Here is a 17,899-nt window from a genome sequence, read left to right on the forward strand (position 1 = left end):
CTAAAAGTTCGCGCCACAAACATTTGTTGCTACTACAATTACCCATACGAAAACCCTCCAACCAGAGGGTTTTATTTTTTATGATACAGCCCAAAACCACCCCAAATCTTGTTTACGGAATTTTATTGTACATGGGAATGTTTGTTTACTAAGCAATTTTATAATTTTGCAGCACATTAAACAAAGGAAGGTATATTATGCTTGTAAATATTTTTAAGTCGAAAATCCATAGAGTGAAAGTAACTCAGGCAGAGTTAAATTACGTAGGAAGTATCACGATTGATGAAGATTTGCTCGATGCCGCGGGTATCATGGAAAACGAAAGAGTACAAGTTGTAAATAATAATAACGGCGAACGCCTTGAAACATACGCCATAAAAGGTAAACGTGGCTCGGGTATTATATGCCTCAATGGTGCCGCAGCCCGCAAAGCAGAAGTAGGCGATATAGTGATTATTATCTCTTATGCCTGGATGACGCAGGAAGAAGCCAAAACCCACAAACCCCTTGTAGTGTTTCCTGACGAGAATAACCGTGTTGTGAAATGATAAAAAAAGTTTTGCAATACCTTATCTCATTGGCTGTAGCCGGAGGTTTGCTGTGGTTTGTTTTTAAAGATATTGACCTGAATGCCCTTTGGGCAAAAATAAAACAGGCCGATTACACATGGGTTGCACTCTCGGGTGTATTGGCACTGGTGGCACACTGGAGCAGGGCCTACCGTTGGGCATTAATGCTACAACCTTTGGGCTATAATCCATCGGTTTTCAGAACTACTATAGCCGTATTGGTTGGGTATCTGGCCAATCTGGTTTTTCCGAGAGCCGGAGAGTTTGCACGTTGTGGTACTTTAAAAAACCTTGAAGATATTCCGTTTGAGAAATCTTTCGGGGCTGTAGTGGCCGAGCGCATAGCCGATGTATTGGTGTTATTGGTACTTATTCTGCTAAATCTGGTACTTGAATTCGACCGCCTCAGTGCATTCTTTTTCAATTTCTTTGGCAATAAATTCAAGAACCCGATTTTATTATTTGGTTTAGGTGCAGCATTTATCATATTAGCCTTTATGGCGTATCTGACTTTTAAGCGCAATAAAGACAAAATCTCACAATTGCCACTATACCAAAAAATCAGTAAGGTTGTAGAAGGCTTGGCAAGTGGATTTTTGAGTGTACGTAACCTTAAAAACCCAATGGTATTTGTGTTTCATACGATATTTATCTGGGTTATTTATTACCTTACTACTTATGTACTTTGTTTTGCATTGCCAGAGACAGCCAACCTGTCGCCACTGGCAGCGCTTACAATCTTTGTAATGGGTTCTATTGGCATGGCTGCGCCTACGCAAGGCGGTATTGGCAGTTATCATTTTCTGGTAGGAAGCATTGTAGTACTTTACGGACTTTCAGAGCAAGATGGTATTACGTTAGCTACATTTTTACATGCCATGCAAGGGCTGTTTTTTGTAGTTATTTTTGGTGTTATTGCCTTTTTGCTCAGCCTCACACTGCCAAAGAAAAAGATTGAAAGTGTTTGATTTTTAGGGTACGAAAGAAAAAACTCTGTGTTACTTCGTGCAAAACTCCGGGAAACTCTGTGGTAAAATCTAAAATACTAAATGTGATACTAAAATCCTCCGACAACGTATAAATTTTGAATAATTTCATGACCGAATCCAAAATATTAAATAAAGAAGAAGCACAAAAACAAGTGCAGGAATGGCAATCTGAGGGCAAAAAAATCGTTTTTACTAATGGATGCTTCGACATTGTTCACCTAGGCCACATCGATTATCTCGAAAAAGCCCGCAATTTAGGCGATAAACTTGTATTAGGTTTAAACACCGATGCCTCAGTATCAAGACTTAAAGGCCCAAGCCGCCCCATTGTTAATGAGTACGCCCGTGCCCGCATGATGTCGGCTTTTGAATTTATAGATACTGTCATTTTGTTCGATGAACCAACCCCCAAAGAACTGATTGAGACACTTTGTCCGAATATTTTGGTGAAAGGTGACGACTATAGCATTGAGAACATTGTTGGAGCAGATTTTGTTATAGCTAAAGGAGGAGAGGTAAAAACCGTTGCCCTGGTAAATGGTTACTCAACCACTGCTATCATAAAAAAAATAAAGGATTTAGACTGATACCTTTTAGAGTAGGTTTAAATATTATTGTTCTGACCGCGCGGCGGCCGCCGAAAAGGAAAGATTTTTTATTTAGACAAGGCATATTTTGCAGATGTAGCCAGCAGCTACATCGAAAAATGCAACGAAGTATAGACAAAAAAGATGACTTTGCAGGTCGAATGATAATGGTTAAACATACTCTTTTCAAAATCCGTCAAACTACTATCAACTTTTAAAATGAAAAAGTAACGCTATGATTTTTGTAATAAGTATTGTTTTTATGCTACTTGGCTTGGCGGTTTCGTCAAGATTAAAGAGCAAATTTGCCGAGTATTCAAAAGTAGGATTAGCTAATGGCATGACAGGTGCAGAAATTGCCCGTAAAATGCTTAACGACAACGGCATATATGACGTAAGAATTGTACAGGTTGAAGGTCAGTTATCAGACCACTACGACCCGCTTAATAAGACTGTTAACCTTAGTTACGATGTATATAATGGTAACAGTGCGGCCTCAGCAGCCGTTGCAGCTCACGAGTGCGGGCATGCCGTACAACACAACATTGCCTATGGCCCACTTAAAATGCGTTCGGCCTTGGTGCCTATCGTAAACGTAGCCACAAACGCCATGAACTTCTTTTATATGTTCGGGTTCATGTTTATGGCCTATATATTTTCAAGAAATACAGCTATGGCACAAACAGTGTTATTAGCCCTGATAGTAGCCAACGCTATTATTGCCGGTTTTGCATTGATTACGCTACCAGTAGAATACGATGCCAGCAACCGTGCTTTGGCCTGGATGGAGTCGAGAGGAATTGTAAACAACCGTGAGCATGGTATGGCTAAAGACGCCTTGAAATGGGCTGCTCTTACGTATGTAGTAGCTGCGGCAGGTGCAGTAGCCAACTTACTATATTATGTAAGTATGTTTCTTGGTAGAAGAGACTAAGCGCATCTAGCAAAAAAATATTGGGAAACCATCAATCAAACAAGCTTATTAATTACTTTTGTTTGATTGATGGTTTTTCTGTTTTTTATTCATTTTAATACTATTATCTATTGTGATTTCGACCTTCAACTTCCCTACCAAAATACGCTTTGGCGCAGGTGTCGTAGACGAACTGGCTGATTACCTGAAAGACAACGGGCTTTCAAAACCACTCATAGTTACCGACCCTGTGGTAGCAAACTTGCCTTTCTTAAAGCGAATAGTAGAAAACTTACGTCTTAAAGGCATTAGCTCCGAGGTTTTCTCTGATATTCATAAAAACCCTGTTAAATCAGATGTTTATAAGGGAGATGAGGCTTATTATGCAAGCGAACGAGATAGTATAATAGGTATTGGTGGCGGTGCCGCAATGGATGTTGCAAGAGCCATTTTGTTGCGTATAAACCACAGAGAAGATTTATTTAAGTACGATGATTTGATTGGCGGAGACATCTATGTAACCAACGATGTACCGCATTTTATCACAATACCCACAACCTCGGGCACAGGTAGCGAAGTAGGCAGAAGTGCGATTATTGCCGACGACGAAACACATCAGAAGAAAATTCTTTTTTCGCCTAAATTACTGGCAAAAATAGTTTTCGCCGACCCACTTCTTACAATGGACTTACCGCCATTTGTAACAGCAGCCACAGGCATGGATGCCCTGACACATAACATGGAGGCTTTTGTAGCTAAAATGTATCATCCAATATGCGAAGGTATTGCACTAGAAGGAATTTCTCTCATCCATAATTCATTAGAAAAAGCAGTACTTAACCCTGATGTAGACTCACGCAGCAAAATGTTATTGGGCTCAATGATGGGTGCTATTGCATTTCAGAAAGGTTTAGGTGTTGTGCACTCGTTAGCGCACCCGCTTTCGTCGTTGTTAGATACACATCATGGCTTAGCCAATGCGGTAAACATACCCTATGGCATGAAGTTTAACATAGCAGGTTTTGAAGATAAATTCCGCCGAATTGCCCGCACGCTTGACCTGAAAGACGAAACAGGTGAAGCAGTAGTACAATATCTTTTCGACCTCAATAGTCGCATCAATATTCCACATCGTTTAAGAGACATTGGCGTAAAAGACGAGCATATAGAAACACTAGCCGACCTAGCTATTGCCGACTTTGCCCACCCCAATAACCCCAAACCTGTGAGCAGGGAAGATTTTAAAGCATTGTATCTGGAAGCCTTGTAAGAGTCGCCCCAGTGATATCATAGGTTTGAACAAAATAAATGCACTAATTTCTTGCAATATTTAAACATATTGTAAGAAAAGTACATTTTTTGCTATTATTTTTGTTGTAAACATTTATCCGTATTATACCTATGAAAGCGATTCTACTTTTTTCTGCATTAGTGGCATTGCCGCTATATGTTTCCGGGCAGCAGCTTTATAACTCCCCACAGGGATACAGTTATTTCATAAGAGGGGCTAAGTTTACAGATAACAACCAGACAAAAATTGTTATTAACGAAAAAGGTGATACTACACTTGTGGCCTATTACAATCCGCAAGATATAGTTAACCAAACCTCGCAAGAAATCTCAAAGGTTTTTAAAGGTACTCCGTTTTTTAAAAATGGTTGGTACAAGGGCACAATTAGCTCAGAAAAAGGCAAAGATATGAGCTTTCTGATGGCCTATAATATTCAGAAAGATGTTGTTTACATTGTAGAAAGTGCAAAAAATGATGCTGTGGCCATACGGCCAACAGAGTTTACCATTGAAGGCCATACATTCAGGAAATACGAAAACATATTTCTTGAAACGCTTTACATGAAGCAAAACATTTTACTGAAAGGTTACAATTGCACATTAAGTAGTACGCATGTCGAGAAAACAGGATATGAAGCCCAGGGTGGAGATTTTGCCTACGAGGGAGAATTTACAAAGTCGCATAAATATTTCACCATTCAAAATGATATGCTACAGGTAGTTTCTACGGGGCGAAAAGCTTTGCAAAGTTTCCCGAAAGAAAAACGAGCATCATTAGAACAATTTGTAAAAAACAATAAAATCAACCTGAAAACCGAACAAGGTTTGGTTGAAGTATTTAAGTATTACGATACGCTTTAGGAATATAACGTTTTAAAAATAAAGCCGATTCTATCTCATGTAGAATCGGCTTTACTATAAAAAATCTATCAGAACATAATAATAATCACCGAGCCGATTATCATTATTATACCGCCTATTAGCTTCTTGTAAATATCTTGCTCTTTAAATATTCTGTACCCAAGAAAAATATTCACCAGCACCGACAATTGAAACAAGGATAAGGCATAGCCCACAGGTATCTGCTCAAATACATAATTGGTCGTAAACTGCATTAGCCCAATGCATACGGCAAGTGCTGCAAAACTGCCTGCAATACCTGCATTGATTTTGTTTGCACCTTTAGTTTGGTATTGTTTGCTCACTAAGAGCAAGACAAACGAAAAAATAGCTCCAAACCAGCACCAACTAAAAAACGCTTGTATGGTAGAAGAAAACAATATTACTTTTTTTACAAATATTGCCTCAGTAGCCGTCAGAATCATGGCCCATATTCTGAACTGAATCTCTTTTCGTTTAAATAAACTCCATGTAAAGCCCTCTTCGGTAGTGTTCAACACAAAATAACTTCCAGCAATTATTAGCCCCACTCCTACCAACCCCCATAGAGTGGGCATTTCTTGAAGCAGAAAAACACCTATCAGCATACTTATAACAGCCTTATAGGCATTAATTGGCCCGAGCACCGATAGGTCGCCGGCTTGCAAGGCTTTTACCAGAAACAAGTTACCTAATGCTCCCAATAGACCCATAATAATAGAATAAATCCAAAACTCTGATGAGATGCCCGACCAATCAAGTTTGAAAATAAATGCCAGACAACCCAAACCTAAAATAAAATACGTAAGAAAATTTACAAACAGGGGTGAAATACCACTAATAGTAAGTTTTTTCTGAAAAACATTAGCAACCGGATTCGAGAAGATTCTTAATAAAATAGCTATGGCAAGTATGGCAATTTGGGTAGTCAAGTAGGTAATAAGTTTAAGTTTGTAAGAGCTATTCTGAAAACAAAATTAGAGATTAAATCAATAAATGATACAATTTCAGGTCTGAAAGGCTAATTATTCAAAATAAAGTTATAAATTACTAAAAACTGATATTTTACGCATCAACCACAACAAACCATGCCCATCATCTCTTTAATTGCTGCTATGAGTGAAAACCGAGCCATTGGTCTTAACAATGCTTTACCCTGGGAACCTATTCCGGCCGACTGGGATAATTTGAAAAAAGTTACGGAAGGTAAAAAAATGATTATGGGCCGAAAAAGTTATGACAACCCACACCGCATATGGTCTGAGGTGGGTAATTATGTTATTACTCGTCAACATGATTACGAAGTTGAATCAGGTTTTGAAGTTGTAAGCAGTTTAGAAGAAGCCATAGAAAAATGTGCCGACCAGACCGAAGTTTTTGTGCTGGGTGGCGAAGAAATTTTCAGATTAGCTATACCCTTAGCCGACAAGCTATACCTGACGCTCGTACATGAGACTTTTACAGGCGATACTTTTTTTCCGACTTTTGATGAGAGCGAATTTGATGTAATAGAACGCAAGGAATTTAAAGCAGGCGAAAATACGCCTTATGCTATTTCTATTTTGACATATCGGAGGAAAAGCTTAAATTAGAACTGAAATTAACTAAGCATAGCAATGATACTTGCAACTGAGAAATGGACATATAGTGATATGCTAGCCAAACTGCCTCCCGAATCTCGCTATGAAATTCGGAATTATCATCTGATTGATATGCCTTCACCTACTGAAAAACATCAGGAATTACAATTCAAATTAACTTTACTATTAGGCAATTATATTGTTTCACACAAATTGGGTAAATTTTATCAAGCTCCGCTTGATGTTATACTTGATGAAGGTAATACTGTTCAGCCCGATTTACTTTTTGTGAGTAATGCCAATAAAGATATGATAAAAGAACGAGGGATATTTGGTGCACCTGATTTACTTGTTGAAATTGTTTCAAAAGGCTCTATCATTCGTGATTACGTAGAAAAGAAAGAAGATTACGAAAAATTTGGTGTAAAAGAATACTGGATTATTGACCCTCAAAATCAATTTATTCAGATATTCAGCCTTGAAGCCAATAAATATATACCTTATTCCTCTGCCGATGGAGAAGAATCTTTAAGTGTAAAATCGATTGTTTTGAAAGATTTCGAATTGAAATGGAGCGAATTGTTTGAATAACCTAAAGCATTCTATCACTAACCTTTTGTAAAAAAGCATCACGGTATTTTTCAGAAATCGGGATGCTTTTTTCGTTGATAATCACTTGGTTATCGCTTATTTTTTTGATTTTATTGCAGTTGATGATGTAAGACAAATGTACCCGGGCAAAATTAGCAGGCAAAGACTCTTCCAGCTCACGCATGAGTTTATAAGTAATTACTTTGTCGGCATCTGTCACCAAAGAAACATAATCTTTTAAGCCTTCGATATACAAAATATCATCATACTCTAGTTTAATAATCTCTCGGCCCGACTTCACAAAAATATGAGATTCAACTACATTCGCTCCAACTATCGGTTTTGTTGCTTCTGTCTGCTGCAATCGCTTCACCGATTTCAGAAAACGCTCAAACGTAATAGGCTTCAATAGGTAGTCGAAAGCATTTTTCTCATAACTCTCAATCGCAAACTCAGAGTAAGCCGTAGTGAAGATAACTTTCTGTTTTTCGGGCAAAAAACTCTTTAGCTGCATACCCGTCAGATAAGGCATTTCAATATCCAAAAAAATCAAATCAACCTCGTTTTTCTCCAGATAAGCAATGGCTTCCATGGCATTGAAACACTTACCCACCAAGGCTAGAAAAGGCACTTGTGCAATGTGGTTTTCCATCAAAGCAACTGCCAGTGGCTCATCATCTACAATAAGGCAAGTTAGTTTCATGATACGGGGAACGATAGAGAGGCATTAAAATAAGTATCTTTACAATAAGCTGTAAACTCAAAGCTATCAGGGTATAGCAAGGCCAGACGCTTCTGCAAATTAGCCAGACTTCTCCATACTCCTGCATCCTGGCTGAAAGTTTTGTTTTTTACTGTATATTTTAAAATGTTATCTGCTAAACTCAAAGATATTTCAGCTTCATTGTCTTTCATGGTTTTGTTTACACCATGCTTAAAAACATTCTCTACAAAAGGCATAAGCAGCATTGGCGGCACCAGAAAGTGCTGGTTGGGCAGCTCATTTCTGAAAGTTAATTTCAGGGGGTTCAGCATTCTTATTTGCTCTAGCTCTATGTAGTTTTCCAGAAACTTAATTTCGGTGTCAAGCATTACTTTTTCTTTGGTGGCTTCGTCAACAAAATACCGCATCATGTCTGATAATTTAGCTATCATTTCAGAAGTTTGGGGCGAATTACTGACACTCAGCGAATAAATATTGTTAAGCGTATTGAACAAAAAATGTGGTTGTACCTGTGCTTTGAGCAGGTCTAGTTCTGATGTTAATTGTTTGTTTTTCAATATCTCCTGCGTGTGTAACAAATCAACGTAGTCGATAGAAATACGAAGCAGAAAGCCAAACAAAAAAGCCAGAAACTGGGTAACTAGCACAAACGAAAAATGCGAGAAATTCCAACCATAAAACAGATGTTTGCCTACATATTTATTGAGTAACTGATCCTCGACAAGCATTCTAAAAAAAACAATGATACCCAGAAAAAACACCGAATAGATTGAGTATTGCCAGTGTTTTTTCTGTAAAAAAAATCTTTTTATCAGAAAATTGGCGTTTCCGTAAACGGTTATAAAAAAGAAAAAAATAAAAATAGTGGCTGTGGTCAAACCTATAATCCAACTGATTTTCTGGCTCAGATAAATAAGCAACATGGCATAAACAATAAGCCATAGCACTATTTGTATGAGTCTGAAATTGATTCTATCCTGCTTCATAGCCAAATTTTCAGTTTTTAGGCGAATATCCCTAATTTTTTCGATACTTACCCGTTTTTTTTCGATGCTTTTCTTTGGACTGATTGGGTCGAAAAATCAGCAGAAGCCGTCTAATAAAATTTCAGAGGTTTCAATTGAGTCATAATATTGCAGCATGAAAAGTATGAAAAAGCTCATTTTATTATCGCTGGTGGCTTTTATGCCCACCCAACAAACCAATGCACAAAAGACTCCTTATGTAGCATTAGACATCATCAAGATTAAAAATGGGCTTTGGGAAGAAGCTCTCTTTTTCTTTGAAAACAACTGGAAAGTATATCGGGAAGATGCCATCAAACAAGGCATTATTAGTTCGTATCAGCTATTAATTAACAGAGCCGATAGTGTAAGCAACAATATCATACTCATAACCCAATATCCTGATAGCCTGGCTTATGTAAAAAGTGAAGAGAACTTCCGACCAATTCTAAAAAAGCTCCGTCCTAATGGTCCTATCCATCTGAACGAAAAACAACGTAAAGATTTTATGGAAATTGTTGTTTTCAACGGGTACAAAGTATGGATTGATGATAAAGAAAAACGAAAATAAACCCACGTAATCATGCAAAAATTAATGCTCACTTTCTTCTGCATTCTCATGCAACTTTCTGTAGCCTTAGCACAGAAATCAGACATTGAACTGGTAACAGAAACGGTTCAGAATTACCTTGACGGTGGTACTTATGGAGATACGGCCAAAATGGCCAAAGTTTTTCATCCGTCGGCTACTATGAAGTTTGTTGATGTAAAAACCGGAGAGTTCAGAGATGTGCCCATTGCCAAATACCTTGAAGGCGGCAAAGCCAATGCAGGCAAAAAATCAGACCGCAATACCCGAATCCTGACTATTGACATTACCGGAACAGCCGCACAAGCGAAAATTGAACTAGACTACCCTACCACAAAACTCACCGACTACTTCAATCTATTGAAGATTAATGGCGAATGGAAAGTGGTAAGTAAGATTTTTGCCCGAGAAGACAAAAAATAAGATTATATAGTTTGTTAGAAATCGGCTTAATCTATGCCTAAATATTGGCATAGATTTTTTTATTGCATTTTTCCAATAATCATCCCGCTAAAAATCGTAATTTGTTGCACTGATTTTTTATTATACCTATTACCCTGTTTTTTTAATAATTACACGCATGCAACACACTCGACTCCTATTAGGGCTTCTTACGCTTTTCTGTATTTGCTCTTGTGAAGAAAAAACAACTTATGAAATTATCATCAAAAACGGCTTAGTGTACGATGGCAGCGGTGGCGAGCCTCAAAAAGCTGATGTGGCTATTTCGGCCGATACTATTGCTTTTATTGGCGATTTATCAGGCCAGACAGGCACTAAGCAAACCATCGATGCGCAAGGGCTTGTTATCTCGCCCGGCTTTGTGAATATGCTCAGTTGGAGCACCGAAAGCCTGATTCAGGACGGCCGCTCTATGGGTGAAATAAAACAAGGTGTAACACTTGAAGTAATGGGCGAAGGCGACTCTATGGGGCCATTGAGCGATTCGGTAAAAGCCTATGCACAACGCCTGCAAGGAGATATTAAATACAAAATTGAATGGACTACCCTTGGCGAGTATCTGGCCTATCTGGAGAAAAGAGGCGTTTCAACTAACGTAGCTTCTTTTATTGGCGCTGCCACCGTGAGAGCCAATGAGCTAGGCTATGCCAACCGCCCACCTAAACCCGAAGAACTTGACCGCATGAAGCAACAAGTGCGTAAAGCGATGGAAGAAGGTGCTATGGGCGTTGGCTCGTCGTTGATTTATGTACCTGGTACTTATGCCAATACTTATGAACTAACCGAGCTGGCTAAAGTGGCCTCAGAGTACGGCGGTATGTATATTTCGCATGTGAGAAGCGAGGGCAATAAGCTGGAAGAGGCCGTTGATGAAATTATAAAAATAGGCAAAGATGCCAATATACACGCCGAAATTTACCACCTGAAAGCCGCAGGCAAAGACAATTGGCATAAGCTAGATAAAGTAATTGGCAAGATAGATAGTGCCCGCAAAGCTGGTATCAATATCACAACCGATATGTATAATTACGTTGCTGGAGCAACGGGCCTTGATGCCGCTATGCCACCTTGGGTACAAGAGGGTGGATTGCCGCAATGGCGCCGCCGACTAAAAGGCGAAGTGATACGCAGAAGAGTTGGCGAAGAAATGCAAGCCAAACAAAACGACTGGGAAAATCTATGCCTGGCAGCAGGGCCTGATAAAACGCTTTTGATTGGTTTTAAACAAGATTCGCTAAAAAAATACATAGGTAAAACCCTGACAGAAGTAGCGGCGATGAGAAACAAAACGTGGTATGAAACGGCTATGGATTTGGTGATAGATGATGACTCACGGGTTGATGTGGTGTATTTTTTGATGAGCGAAGAAAATGTAAAAAAACAGATACAATTACCTTACATGAGTTTCTGCTCTGATGCAGCCTCGATGGCACCAGAGGGCGTGTTTCTTAAATCGAGTGCGCACCCAAGAGCTTATGGTAATTTTACCCGATTAATAGGCAAGTATGTGCGTGACGAAAAAGTAATTTCTTTGCAAGAGGCCATCAGAAAACTATCGGCCTTGCCATGCGATAACCTCAAAATTCAGAAAAGAGGGCGCTTAAAAGTAGGTTATTTTGCCGATGTACTGGCTTTCGACCTCGCTAAAATGCAAGATAAGGCCACATTCGAAAAACCACACCAATTAGCCGAGGGCATGGTACATGTATTTGTAAACGGCCAGCAGGTTTTAAAAGATGGTGAGCACACAGGCGTAAAATCGGGTAGGTTTGTAAAAGGCCCGGGTTGGAAGCAGTAATTTTTAGATCTCAGGGGCTTATGCTTAAAACATTGCCCCTGATTTTTACTCCAATACAGCCTTAGCGGCATTTCTGCCCGGTATTCCGCTCACTGCGCCGCCTCGGGCAGCACCCGAGCCACAGATATAAATATGTTCGTAAGGTGTTTCTACACCCCAAGTGCCAATAGCAGCAGTATCTTCGGCATAAAACCACGACAAGCCATTATGAAAAATATTACCTCTTGGCATGCCCAGTTCTTTTTCTAAATCAACAGAGCTTTTGGCTTCTATGCACCAATTACCGTTTTTATCTATAGCCAGACAATCTTCTAAAGGCTCAGCCAAATATGCGTTTATGCCTCGCAGAAACTTCTCTACTACCTCCTTCTTAGCTGTTTCGTTATCTTTCAAAAACAATTCATAAGGTAAATCTAAGCCAAAAACCGTAAGCGTGTGGTAACCCTGCGCTTGCAGCTCGGCCGACAAAATAGAAGGGTCGGTAAGCGTATGGCAATAAATCTCACATGCTATCAGGTCTGGGATTCTTCCTGATTCAGCCGTTTTAAATGTATCTTCCATTTGTGTGTACGACTGATTTATATGGAATGTTCCGGCAAATGCTTCCTCTGGTTTTACCTTTGTATCTTTAAGCAGAGGTAGTTTTTTCAACAAAAGATTAATCTTAAAAGCAGTTCCCTCTTCGGTTGGTTTAGCAGCAGATGGCGTATTACCCAGCAGTTTTTCTAGTACGCCAGGGGCAGCATTAACTAATATATCCTGAGCCAGTACTTCATACGTTTGCTTATTGTGCTGATATATTACCTTAAGCTCTGTGCCTTGCTCAATCTGTTTCACCTCTGAGCTAGCTATTATTTCTACACCTAAATCAATTGCCTTTTTTATCAATTGCGCCGCCACATTGCCCATGCCGCCTTGTGGTACTCGCCATTCGCCTGTTTTGTTGCCGATTATGTGATAAATAAAGGTTCGGTTCTGTAAAAGGCTTGTATCATGGGCATAAGTATATGAGCCAATTTTGGCATCGGTCATTAAAACCCCACGCAGAATATCCGATTTTACATGGCTTTCAATCAGCTTGCCAATAGGTTCTTCCACAAAGTTTGTCCAGAGTTCGGCTTGTCCTTTGGCTTCAAAATAAGCCTTCCACTCTTCTTTGCTTTGAAGAGGCGCAAGAAATGAATCCCAGATAAACTCGGCAAAAGTTTGTTGTTTCTGCAAAATCTTTTGGTACCCCTCCCACTCTGCTTCGCCATAACCCAAATCCAGAATCGATTGTTTCGAAACTTCTTCATCAACATTGCTGATAATTAAGCCTTTATCCACACCTTGCTGGTTATATGGCGTATACGAAGCTATATTTCGGCGCAGTAGGTTTACATCAATACCAAGTTCATTCAGTAGTTCTTTCGGAAAAAGACTTACCAGATATGAGTATCGAGAAAGCTTCGCCTCATAGTCGGCAAAAACCTTTTGTGAGGTTGTTCCACCACCTATATAATCGTTTTTTTCAAGTATCAATACCTTTTTGCCAGCCTTTGCCAGATAACAAGCCGCCACTAATCCGTTATGCCCACCACCAATTATAACCGAATTGTAAATCATGATTTATGCATAAAATAAAACAAGTACTTAACTATTTATTACTCAATTGCCGCCTTCTTTTCAACAGCTTCTATAAATATTTCTCTGATTTTATGATTAAAAGGATTCTGAACATCTTCAATTCGTTCAGGATGCCATTGCACAAGCGTCAGCGAATGTTCATTGGGTACTTTCCATTCCAAGCCCTCTACCACGCCATCTTCCGAAAATGCATTTATTACCAAAGTTTCAGCAGGCACATCGACCGACTGATGGTGCGCCGAATTGATTTCGCCCACGGTTACGCCCACAGTTTTGGCAAAGTCTGACTCCGGCAAAACTGCTATTTGGTGATAGCGGTCTTTGCCCTCATAATATTTAGAATGGTTGTTTTTACCGATACGCTCAATATCTCCTATTAAAGTACCGCCCAGATACGCATTAATAAACTGTAAACCTCTACAAATACCCAGAGTTGGTATTTTATTGTCAAACACATACTCACATACTTTCCACTCAAATTCGTCACGCTGCTCGTCCATAAAGGCTGGGTTACAGAGCGGCATATTCTCTGGTTTGTTATAAAATTTCGGGTGCACATCTTCGCCGCCTGTAAACAACACCCCATCACAATGGGCTATTTCGCTCAGGTTATTTTGCTTATATCCTAGTTTAATGATTTGTATACTAGCATTCTGGTTCAGTATCCATTTTTCATAAATCGGATGTTTTTCTCCACAATCCGTGATGCCAATTGTTATTTTCATCTACAAAAAAGTATTATAGTTAGTAGAAAAAGCCAGTGTGTATCCGCTTAATCAGAAATTAAATAAAATTACGGAGCTGTTTATTTAACATAGCAAAAAGCCCTACATGGTATGATTTTTGAGTATTAAATTGTATTATTGTAATACAAAAATTATAATTAATCGAGCTAAAAACAAATAGTTTAAAAAATAGCTGTTGAAAGCTTTGCATTGAGACCTAAAAACTTTTGTTTGTATCTCTCTGAACGTTAGCACCTACTGCTTTCATTCTTCATCCTTAATGCATATATTACTTAAGAAAGCTTTTTTATTGGGAAACCAATAAAATTTTGATGTTTGGTGTTTGAATTTTAAAGTATTTATATAACCGGAGACATGACAGATTTATTACCTGTGCCTACTAACGAAAAAGAAAGATTACAAGCGCTAAAAAGTTACAATTTACTTGATTCTGTTAGTGAAAAAGAGTTTGACCGCCTTACTCAATTAGCTTCTCTTATTTGCGGGGTACCCATTTCTGTCATTACCCTTATTGATGAAGACCGACAATGGTTTAAGTCTAAAATTGGTTTAGAAAACAACGAAACTACCCGTGATATTTCTTTTTGCCAATATACAATAATGGATGACATTATTTTTGAGGTAGAAGATGCTACAAAAGATACCCGGTTTAAAGATAATCCGTTGGTGACCGGCGACCCAAATATTCGTTTCTATGCCGGTTACCCACTCATAGACCCCGACGGCTACGCTTTGGGCTCGTTGTGTGTGATTGACAACAAACCGAAAAAATTAAATCAAGACCAAGAAACAGCTCTTACCTTACTGGCTCAAGAGGTAATTACCCAGATTATTGCCCGCCGAGAAAAAGAAGAGTTGAAACACTACGAAACATTATTTAATCTGTCTGATGATTTAATTTGTATGGGTGGAACCGACGGGCATTTCAAAAGAATCAATCCTGCATTTGAGAAAACACTAGGCTGGACTAATGAACAAATGATTGAGCACCCTATCGTTGAGTTTATAAATCCAGAAGACAGAGCACACACACAAGAGCAACTCACACAATTGGCCGAGGGTGCTGCGGTGGTGAATGTAAATAATAGATTCAGAACAACTGATAATAATTACAGACTTTTGCAGTGGGTAGTAACCAAAGACCCTGTTACTGAGATTCTTTATGCCATTGCCCGTGATATTACCGAGCAAAACCAAACAGCACAGGAGTTAATAGAAACTAAAAACCTGCTGGAATCTACAAGCAGAATTGCCAAAACAGGAGGTTGGAAAATAACACTTGATACAGATGAAGTATGGTTCTCAGAAACTACCAAAGATATTTATGAAGTAGAGGATAATTATCTGCCCACTATCAACGGCATGATAAATTTCACCAAAGAGGGCGAAAGCAGATACATTGCTGAAAAAGCGCTTCCACATGCCGTAGAAATAGGTGAGCCTTTTGATACCGAAATGCAGATTGTAACGGCAAAAGGTAATACAAAATGGGTAAGAGTGCTCGGGAAAGCCGAGTTTAAACATAACAAGCCCAATATTATTTACGGCACAATACAAGATATTGATAAAGAAAAACAAACTAGGCTCGAGTTAGATAAAGTTAATACCGAACTAAAAGCCATATTAGATGCCGATTCGGGCGTATCAATTATTACTACCGATCCTTATGGCACCATCAGAACCTTTAACAAAGGCTCTGAATTAATGCTTGGCTACAAGGCAAAAGAGGTAATTGACCTAAAAAAAGCCAATATTTTCCATGCCCCTGAAGAAGTAAATGCTTATGCAAAACGCATAAGCAAAGAACTTAATATTGAGCTAAGAACGCCTGACGAATCGCTCATTGCCAAGGCCCGTTTAGGTACAACAGATACTAACGAATGGACTTATATTACAAAAGACGGCACCAGAATAACGGTTGAGTTATCATTGACACCGCTTACCAATAAAGAAAACGAGATTACCGGTTTTGTAGGAATAGCCAAAGATATTACAGCAAAAAAAATATGGGAGCGTAAGATAATGCTCAGCGAAGAGCGCCACAGGGGTTTCTTCGAACACTCGCAGGGGCTGATGTGTACTCACGACCTCAACGGTCGGTTCTTGACAGTAAACCCTGCCGGAGCAGAGTTATTGGGATATTCGGCAGAAGAATATCTGCAAAAAACCTTATTTGATTTAGTTCCGGCCGAATATGCCGATATTGTAAAAGCTTACCTTGCCCAAATAGAGCAAGTAGGGTATTTTAAAGGTCTTATGAAAGTACAGCACCGGGATGGAAGCATTAAAACCTGGATGTACAACAATATTCTTTCAGAATTAATCGATGGGCAGAAATACGTAATCGGCAACGCAGTAGATATGACTGAGCGTATTCTGATGGAAAAAGAGCTGATCAAAGCCAAAGTACAGGCTGAACAGAATGCTCATGCAAAAGACGTATTTCTGGCTAACATGAGCCATGAAATAAGAACCCCTATGAACGCCATTGTGGGTTTTGCCAATCTACTTAAAGATACTACACTGAATGAAGAACAAGCCGAATTCTTGTCGTATATCATTACTTCTACCGAAAACTTACTGGGCATTATTAATGATATTCTTGACATTTCGAAAATCGAGTCGGGGCATATTGTTATTGAAGAAGTACCATTTAGTATAAAAGAAATAACCAGAACCGTAAAAAATATTCTAAAAAATAAAGCTGACGACAAAGGCTTGCTTTTAGATTGTAATGTTGCTGATAATGTTCCGGATACCCTGCTGGGTGACCCCACAAGGCTTAACCAGATATTACTCAACCTTACAAACAATGCGCTTAAGTTTACAACTACAGGTTCGGTGAACATAATGGTAGAGCAATCTGGCAGTACAGATACAGAAAGTACAATCTCTTTTAAAGTTATTGATACTGGTATCGGTATTGCACAAGATAAATTGCAGATGATTTTTGACCGCTTTACACAGGCAAATTCAGACACCACTCGTAAGTATGGTGGTACGGGTCTGGGCTTAAGTATATCAAAATCGCTGGTAGAATTACAAAATGGTACCCTTTGGGTAGAAAGCGTGCCTGACCAAGGCTCAACTTTTGCTTTTACTATTACCTACAAAAAAGTAAAAGAAGAGCAAAATAAAAACAAAAATGGCAACAATGCCTTACTCCGGATCGACAAAGACGTACATGTACTATTGGTAGAAGACAATGTTCTTAACCAGAAACTGGCACTAAGAGTATTGGAGAAATTCGGGTTTACGTCTGACCTGGCAGTAAATGGTAAAATTGCCACCGAAAAAGTGAGAGACAACAAGTATGATGTTATTTTGATGGACTTGCAAATGCCCGAAATGGACGGTTATCAGGCAACTTTGTATATTCGCCAGGAATTAAAAGATAACACGCCGATTATGGCCATGACGGCTCACTCGCTGGTAGGCGAAAAAGACAAATGTATTGAAATAGGAATGAATGAATATATAACTAAACCATTCAATCAACGAGAACTCTTTGAGAAAATCACTAGTTTTGTCTGATTATCAAGACAAATAAAT

The 17,899-nt window shown here is 39.0% G+C and carries 17 protein-coding genes; 12 read left to right on the top strand and 5 right to left on the bottom strand.

Annotated features, from left to right (window positions below):
* Positions 1 to 197 precede the first annotated feature (197 nt).
* From panD to WAE64_RS11620, 6 genes are all read left to right on the top strand, one after another.
* The gene (panD, locus tag WAE64_RS11595) at positions 198 to 548 is read left to right on the top strand and encodes an aspartate 1-decarboxylase (protein ID WP_116981318.1); all 351 of its coding nucleotides are present in this window, start codon (positions 198 to 200) and stop codon (positions 546 to 548) included.
* Positions 545 to 1,537 (top strand): lysylphosphatidylglycerol synthase transmembrane domain-containing protein, encoded by a 993-nt coding sequence (locus tag WAE64_RS11600; protein WP_340236595.1) that lies wholly within the window; start codon positions 545 to 547, stop codon positions 1,535 to 1,537. The genes panD and WAE64_RS11600 overlap by 4 nt, the downstream gene beginning before the upstream one ends.
* A gap of 128 nt (positions 1,538 to 1,665) precedes the next feature.
* Positions 1,666 to 2,145, top strand: a complete 480-nt coding sequence (rfaE2, locus tag WAE64_RS11605) for a D-glycero-beta-D-manno-heptose 1-phosphate adenylyltransferase (protein WP_340236597.1) — start codon at positions 1,666 to 1,668, stop codon at positions 2,143 to 2,145.
* Between the two features lie 235 nt (positions 2,146 to 2,380).
* Positions 2,381 to 3,079 carry a zinc metallopeptidase gene (locus WAE64_RS11610; protein WP_340236599.1) on the top strand — a complete coding sequence of 233 codons (699 nt, stop codon included), beginning with the start codon at positions 2,381 to 2,383 and terminating at the stop codon, positions 3,077 to 3,079.
* Positions 3,080 to 3,191: 112 nt separating this feature from the next.
* Positions 3,192 to 4,328: an iron-containing alcohol dehydrogenase gene (locus WAE64_RS11615; protein WP_340236601.1), complete on the top strand. Its 1,137-nt coding sequence runs from the start codon at positions 3,192 to 3,194 to the stop codon at positions 4,326 to 4,328.
* Positions 4,329 to 4,459: 131 nt separating this feature from the next.
* Complete coding sequence (locus tag WAE64_RS11620; RefSeq protein WP_340236603.1) at positions 4,460 to 5,209, top strand: hypothetical protein; 750 nt, start codon at positions 4,460 to 4,462, stop codon at positions 5,207 to 5,209.
* Between the two features lie 68 nt (positions 5,210 to 5,277).
* Here WAE64_RS11620 and WAE64_RS11625 read toward each other — a convergent pair whose 3' ends face one another.
* Positions 5,278 to 6,159, bottom strand: coding sequence for an EamA family transporter (locus tag WAE64_RS11625; protein WP_340236605.1), 882 nt, complete (start codon positions 6,157 to 6,159; stop codon positions 5,278 to 5,280).
* Positions 6,160 to 6,315: 156 nt separating this feature from the next.
* On the opposite strand from WAE64_RS11625, the gene WAE64_RS11630 reads away from it, so the two are divergent.
* Together WAE64_RS11630 and WAE64_RS11635 are read left to right on the top strand one after the other, a co-directional pair.
* Positions 6,316 to 6,819 (top strand): dihydrofolate reductase, encoded by a 504-nt coding sequence (locus tag WAE64_RS11630; RefSeq protein WP_340236607.1) that lies wholly within the window; start codon positions 6,316 to 6,318, stop codon positions 6,817 to 6,819.
* A gap of 24 nt (positions 6,820 to 6,843) precedes the next feature.
* Positions 6,844 to 7,398, top strand: coding sequence for a Uma2 family endonuclease (locus WAE64_RS11635; protein ID WP_340236609.1), 555 nt, complete (start codon positions 6,844 to 6,846; stop codon positions 7,396 to 7,398).
* 1 nt (position 7,399) lies between these two features.
* Here WAE64_RS11635 and WAE64_RS11640 read toward each other — a convergent pair whose 3' ends face one another.
* A complete protein-coding gene (locus WAE64_RS11640; RefSeq protein WP_340236611.1) occupies positions 7,400 to 8,101 on the bottom strand; it encodes a LytR/AlgR family response regulator transcription factor in 702 nt (233 codons plus the stop codon).
* On the bottom strand, positions 8,098 to 9,108 hold the full coding sequence (locus WAE64_RS11645) for a sensor histidine kinase (RefSeq protein WP_340236612.1): 1,011 nt from the start codon (positions 9,106 to 9,108) through the stop codon (positions 8,098 to 8,100). Before WAE64_RS11645 ends, WAE64_RS11640 begins: the two co-directional genes overlap by 4 nt.
* A 163-nt stretch (positions 9,109 to 9,271) precedes the next feature.
* Here WAE64_RS11645 and WAE64_RS11650 point away from each other — a divergent pair, with 163 nt between their 5' ends.
* The 3 genes from WAE64_RS11650 (at position 9,272) to WAE64_RS11660 (ending at position 11,975) form a co-directional block, all read left to right on the top strand.
* Positions 9,272 to 9,697 carry a tetraspanin family protein gene (locus WAE64_RS11650; RefSeq protein WP_340236614.1) on the top strand — a complete coding sequence of 142 codons (426 nt, stop codon included), beginning with the start codon at positions 9,272 to 9,274 and terminating at the stop codon, positions 9,695 to 9,697.
* A gap of 12 nt (positions 9,698 to 9,709) precedes the next feature.
* Entirely contained in the window at positions 9,710 to 10,138 is a 429-nt protein-coding gene (locus tag WAE64_RS11655; protein WP_340236616.1) for a nuclear transport factor 2 family protein, read from the top strand.
* A 157-nt stretch (positions 10,139 to 10,295) separates the two neighbouring features.
* Complete coding sequence (locus WAE64_RS11660) at positions 10,296 to 11,975, top strand: N-acyl-D-amino-acid deacylase family protein (protein WP_340236618.1); 1,680 nt, start codon at positions 10,296 to 10,298, stop codon at positions 11,973 to 11,975.
* 45 nt (positions 11,976 to 12,020) lie between these two features.
* Here the strand turns inward: WAE64_RS11660 and WAE64_RS11665 are convergent, their stop codons facing one another.
* Complete coding sequence (locus tag WAE64_RS11665) at positions 12,021 to 13,580, bottom strand: phytoene desaturase family protein (RefSeq protein ID WP_340236620.1); 1,560 nt, start codon at positions 13,578 to 13,580, stop codon at positions 12,021 to 12,023.
* Positions 13,581 to 13,618: 38 nt separating this feature from the next.
* Positions 13,619 to 14,326, bottom strand: a complete 708-nt coding sequence (locus WAE64_RS11670) for a gamma-glutamyl-gamma-aminobutyrate hydrolase family protein (protein WP_340236622.1) — start codon at positions 14,324 to 14,326, stop codon at positions 13,619 to 13,621.
* A gap of 375 nt (positions 14,327 to 14,701) precedes the next feature.
* Between WAE64_RS11670 and WAE64_RS11675 the strand changes: the two genes are divergently transcribed.
* The gene (locus tag WAE64_RS11675; RefSeq protein WP_340236624.1) at positions 14,702 to 17,881 is read left to right on the top strand and encodes a PAS domain S-box protein; all 3,180 of its coding nucleotides are present in this window, start codon (positions 14,702 to 14,704) and stop codon (positions 17,879 to 17,881) included.
* The last annotated feature ends 18 nt before the right edge of the window (positions 17,882 to 17,899 follow it).

Source organism: Emticicia soli (assembly GCF_037860775.1).
GTDB classification, from domain to species: domain Bacteria; phylum Bacteroidota; class Bacteroidia; order Cytophagales; family Spirosomataceae; genus Emticicia; species Emticicia soli.

Bases quoted from the DNA above. Each gene is read 5' to 3' on its own strand.
- WAE64_RS11670 (WP_340236622.1), bottom strand. From the start codon at position 14,326: ATGAAAATAACAATTGGCATCACGGATTGTGGAGAAAAACATCCGATT.
- WAE64_RS11600 (WP_340236595.1), top strand. From the start codon at position 545: ATGATAAAAAAAGTTTTGCAATACCTTATCTCATTGGCTGTAGCCGGA.
- WAE64_RS11665 (WP_340236620.1), bottom strand. From the start codon at position 13,580: ATGATTTACAATTCGGTTATAATTGGTGGTGGGCATAACGGATTAGTG.
- WAE64_RS11650 (WP_340236614.1), top strand. From the start codon at position 9,272: ATGAAAAAGCTCATTTTATTATCGCTGGTGGCTTTTATGCCCACCCAA.
- WAE64_RS11640 (WP_340236611.1), bottom strand. From the start codon at position 8,101: ATGAAACTAACTTGCCTTATTGTAGATGATGAGCCACTGGCAGTTGCT.
- WAE64_RS11655 (WP_340236616.1), top strand. From the start codon at position 9,710: ATGCAAAAATTAATGCTCACTTTCTTCTGCATTCTCATGCAACTTTCT.
- WAE64_RS11645 (WP_340236612.1), bottom strand. From the start codon at position 9,108: ATGAAGCAGGATAGAATCAATTTCAGACTCATACAAATAGTGCTATGG.
- rfaE2 (WP_340236597.1), top strand. From the start codon at position 1,666: ATGACCGAATCCAAAATATTAAATAAAGAAGAAGCACAAAAACAAGTG.
- panD (WP_116981318.1), top strand. From the start codon at position 198: ATGCTTGTAAATATTTTTAAGTCGAAAATCCATAGAGTGAAAGTAACT.
- WAE64_RS11610 (WP_340236599.1), top strand. From the start codon at position 2,381: ATGATTTTTGTAATAAGTATTGTTTTTATGCTACTTGGCTTGGCGGTT.
- WAE64_RS11660 (WP_340236618.1), top strand. From the start codon at position 10,296: ATGCAACACACTCGACTCCTATTAGGGCTTCTTACGCTTTTCTGTATT.
- WAE64_RS11675 (WP_340236624.1), top strand. From the start codon at position 14,702: ATGACAGATTTATTACCTGTGCCTACTAACGAAAAAGAAAGATTACAA.
- WAE64_RS11635 (WP_340236609.1), top strand. From the start codon at position 6,844: ATGATACTTGCAACTGAGAAATGGACATATAGTGATATGCTAGCCAAA.
- WAE64_RS11630 (WP_340236607.1), top strand. From the start codon at position 6,316: ATGCCCATCATCTCTTTAATTGCTGCTATGAGTGAAAACCGAGCCATT.
- WAE64_RS11620 (WP_340236603.1), top strand. From the start codon at position 4,460: ATGAAAGCGATTCTACTTTTTTCTGCATTAGTGGCATTGCCGCTATAT.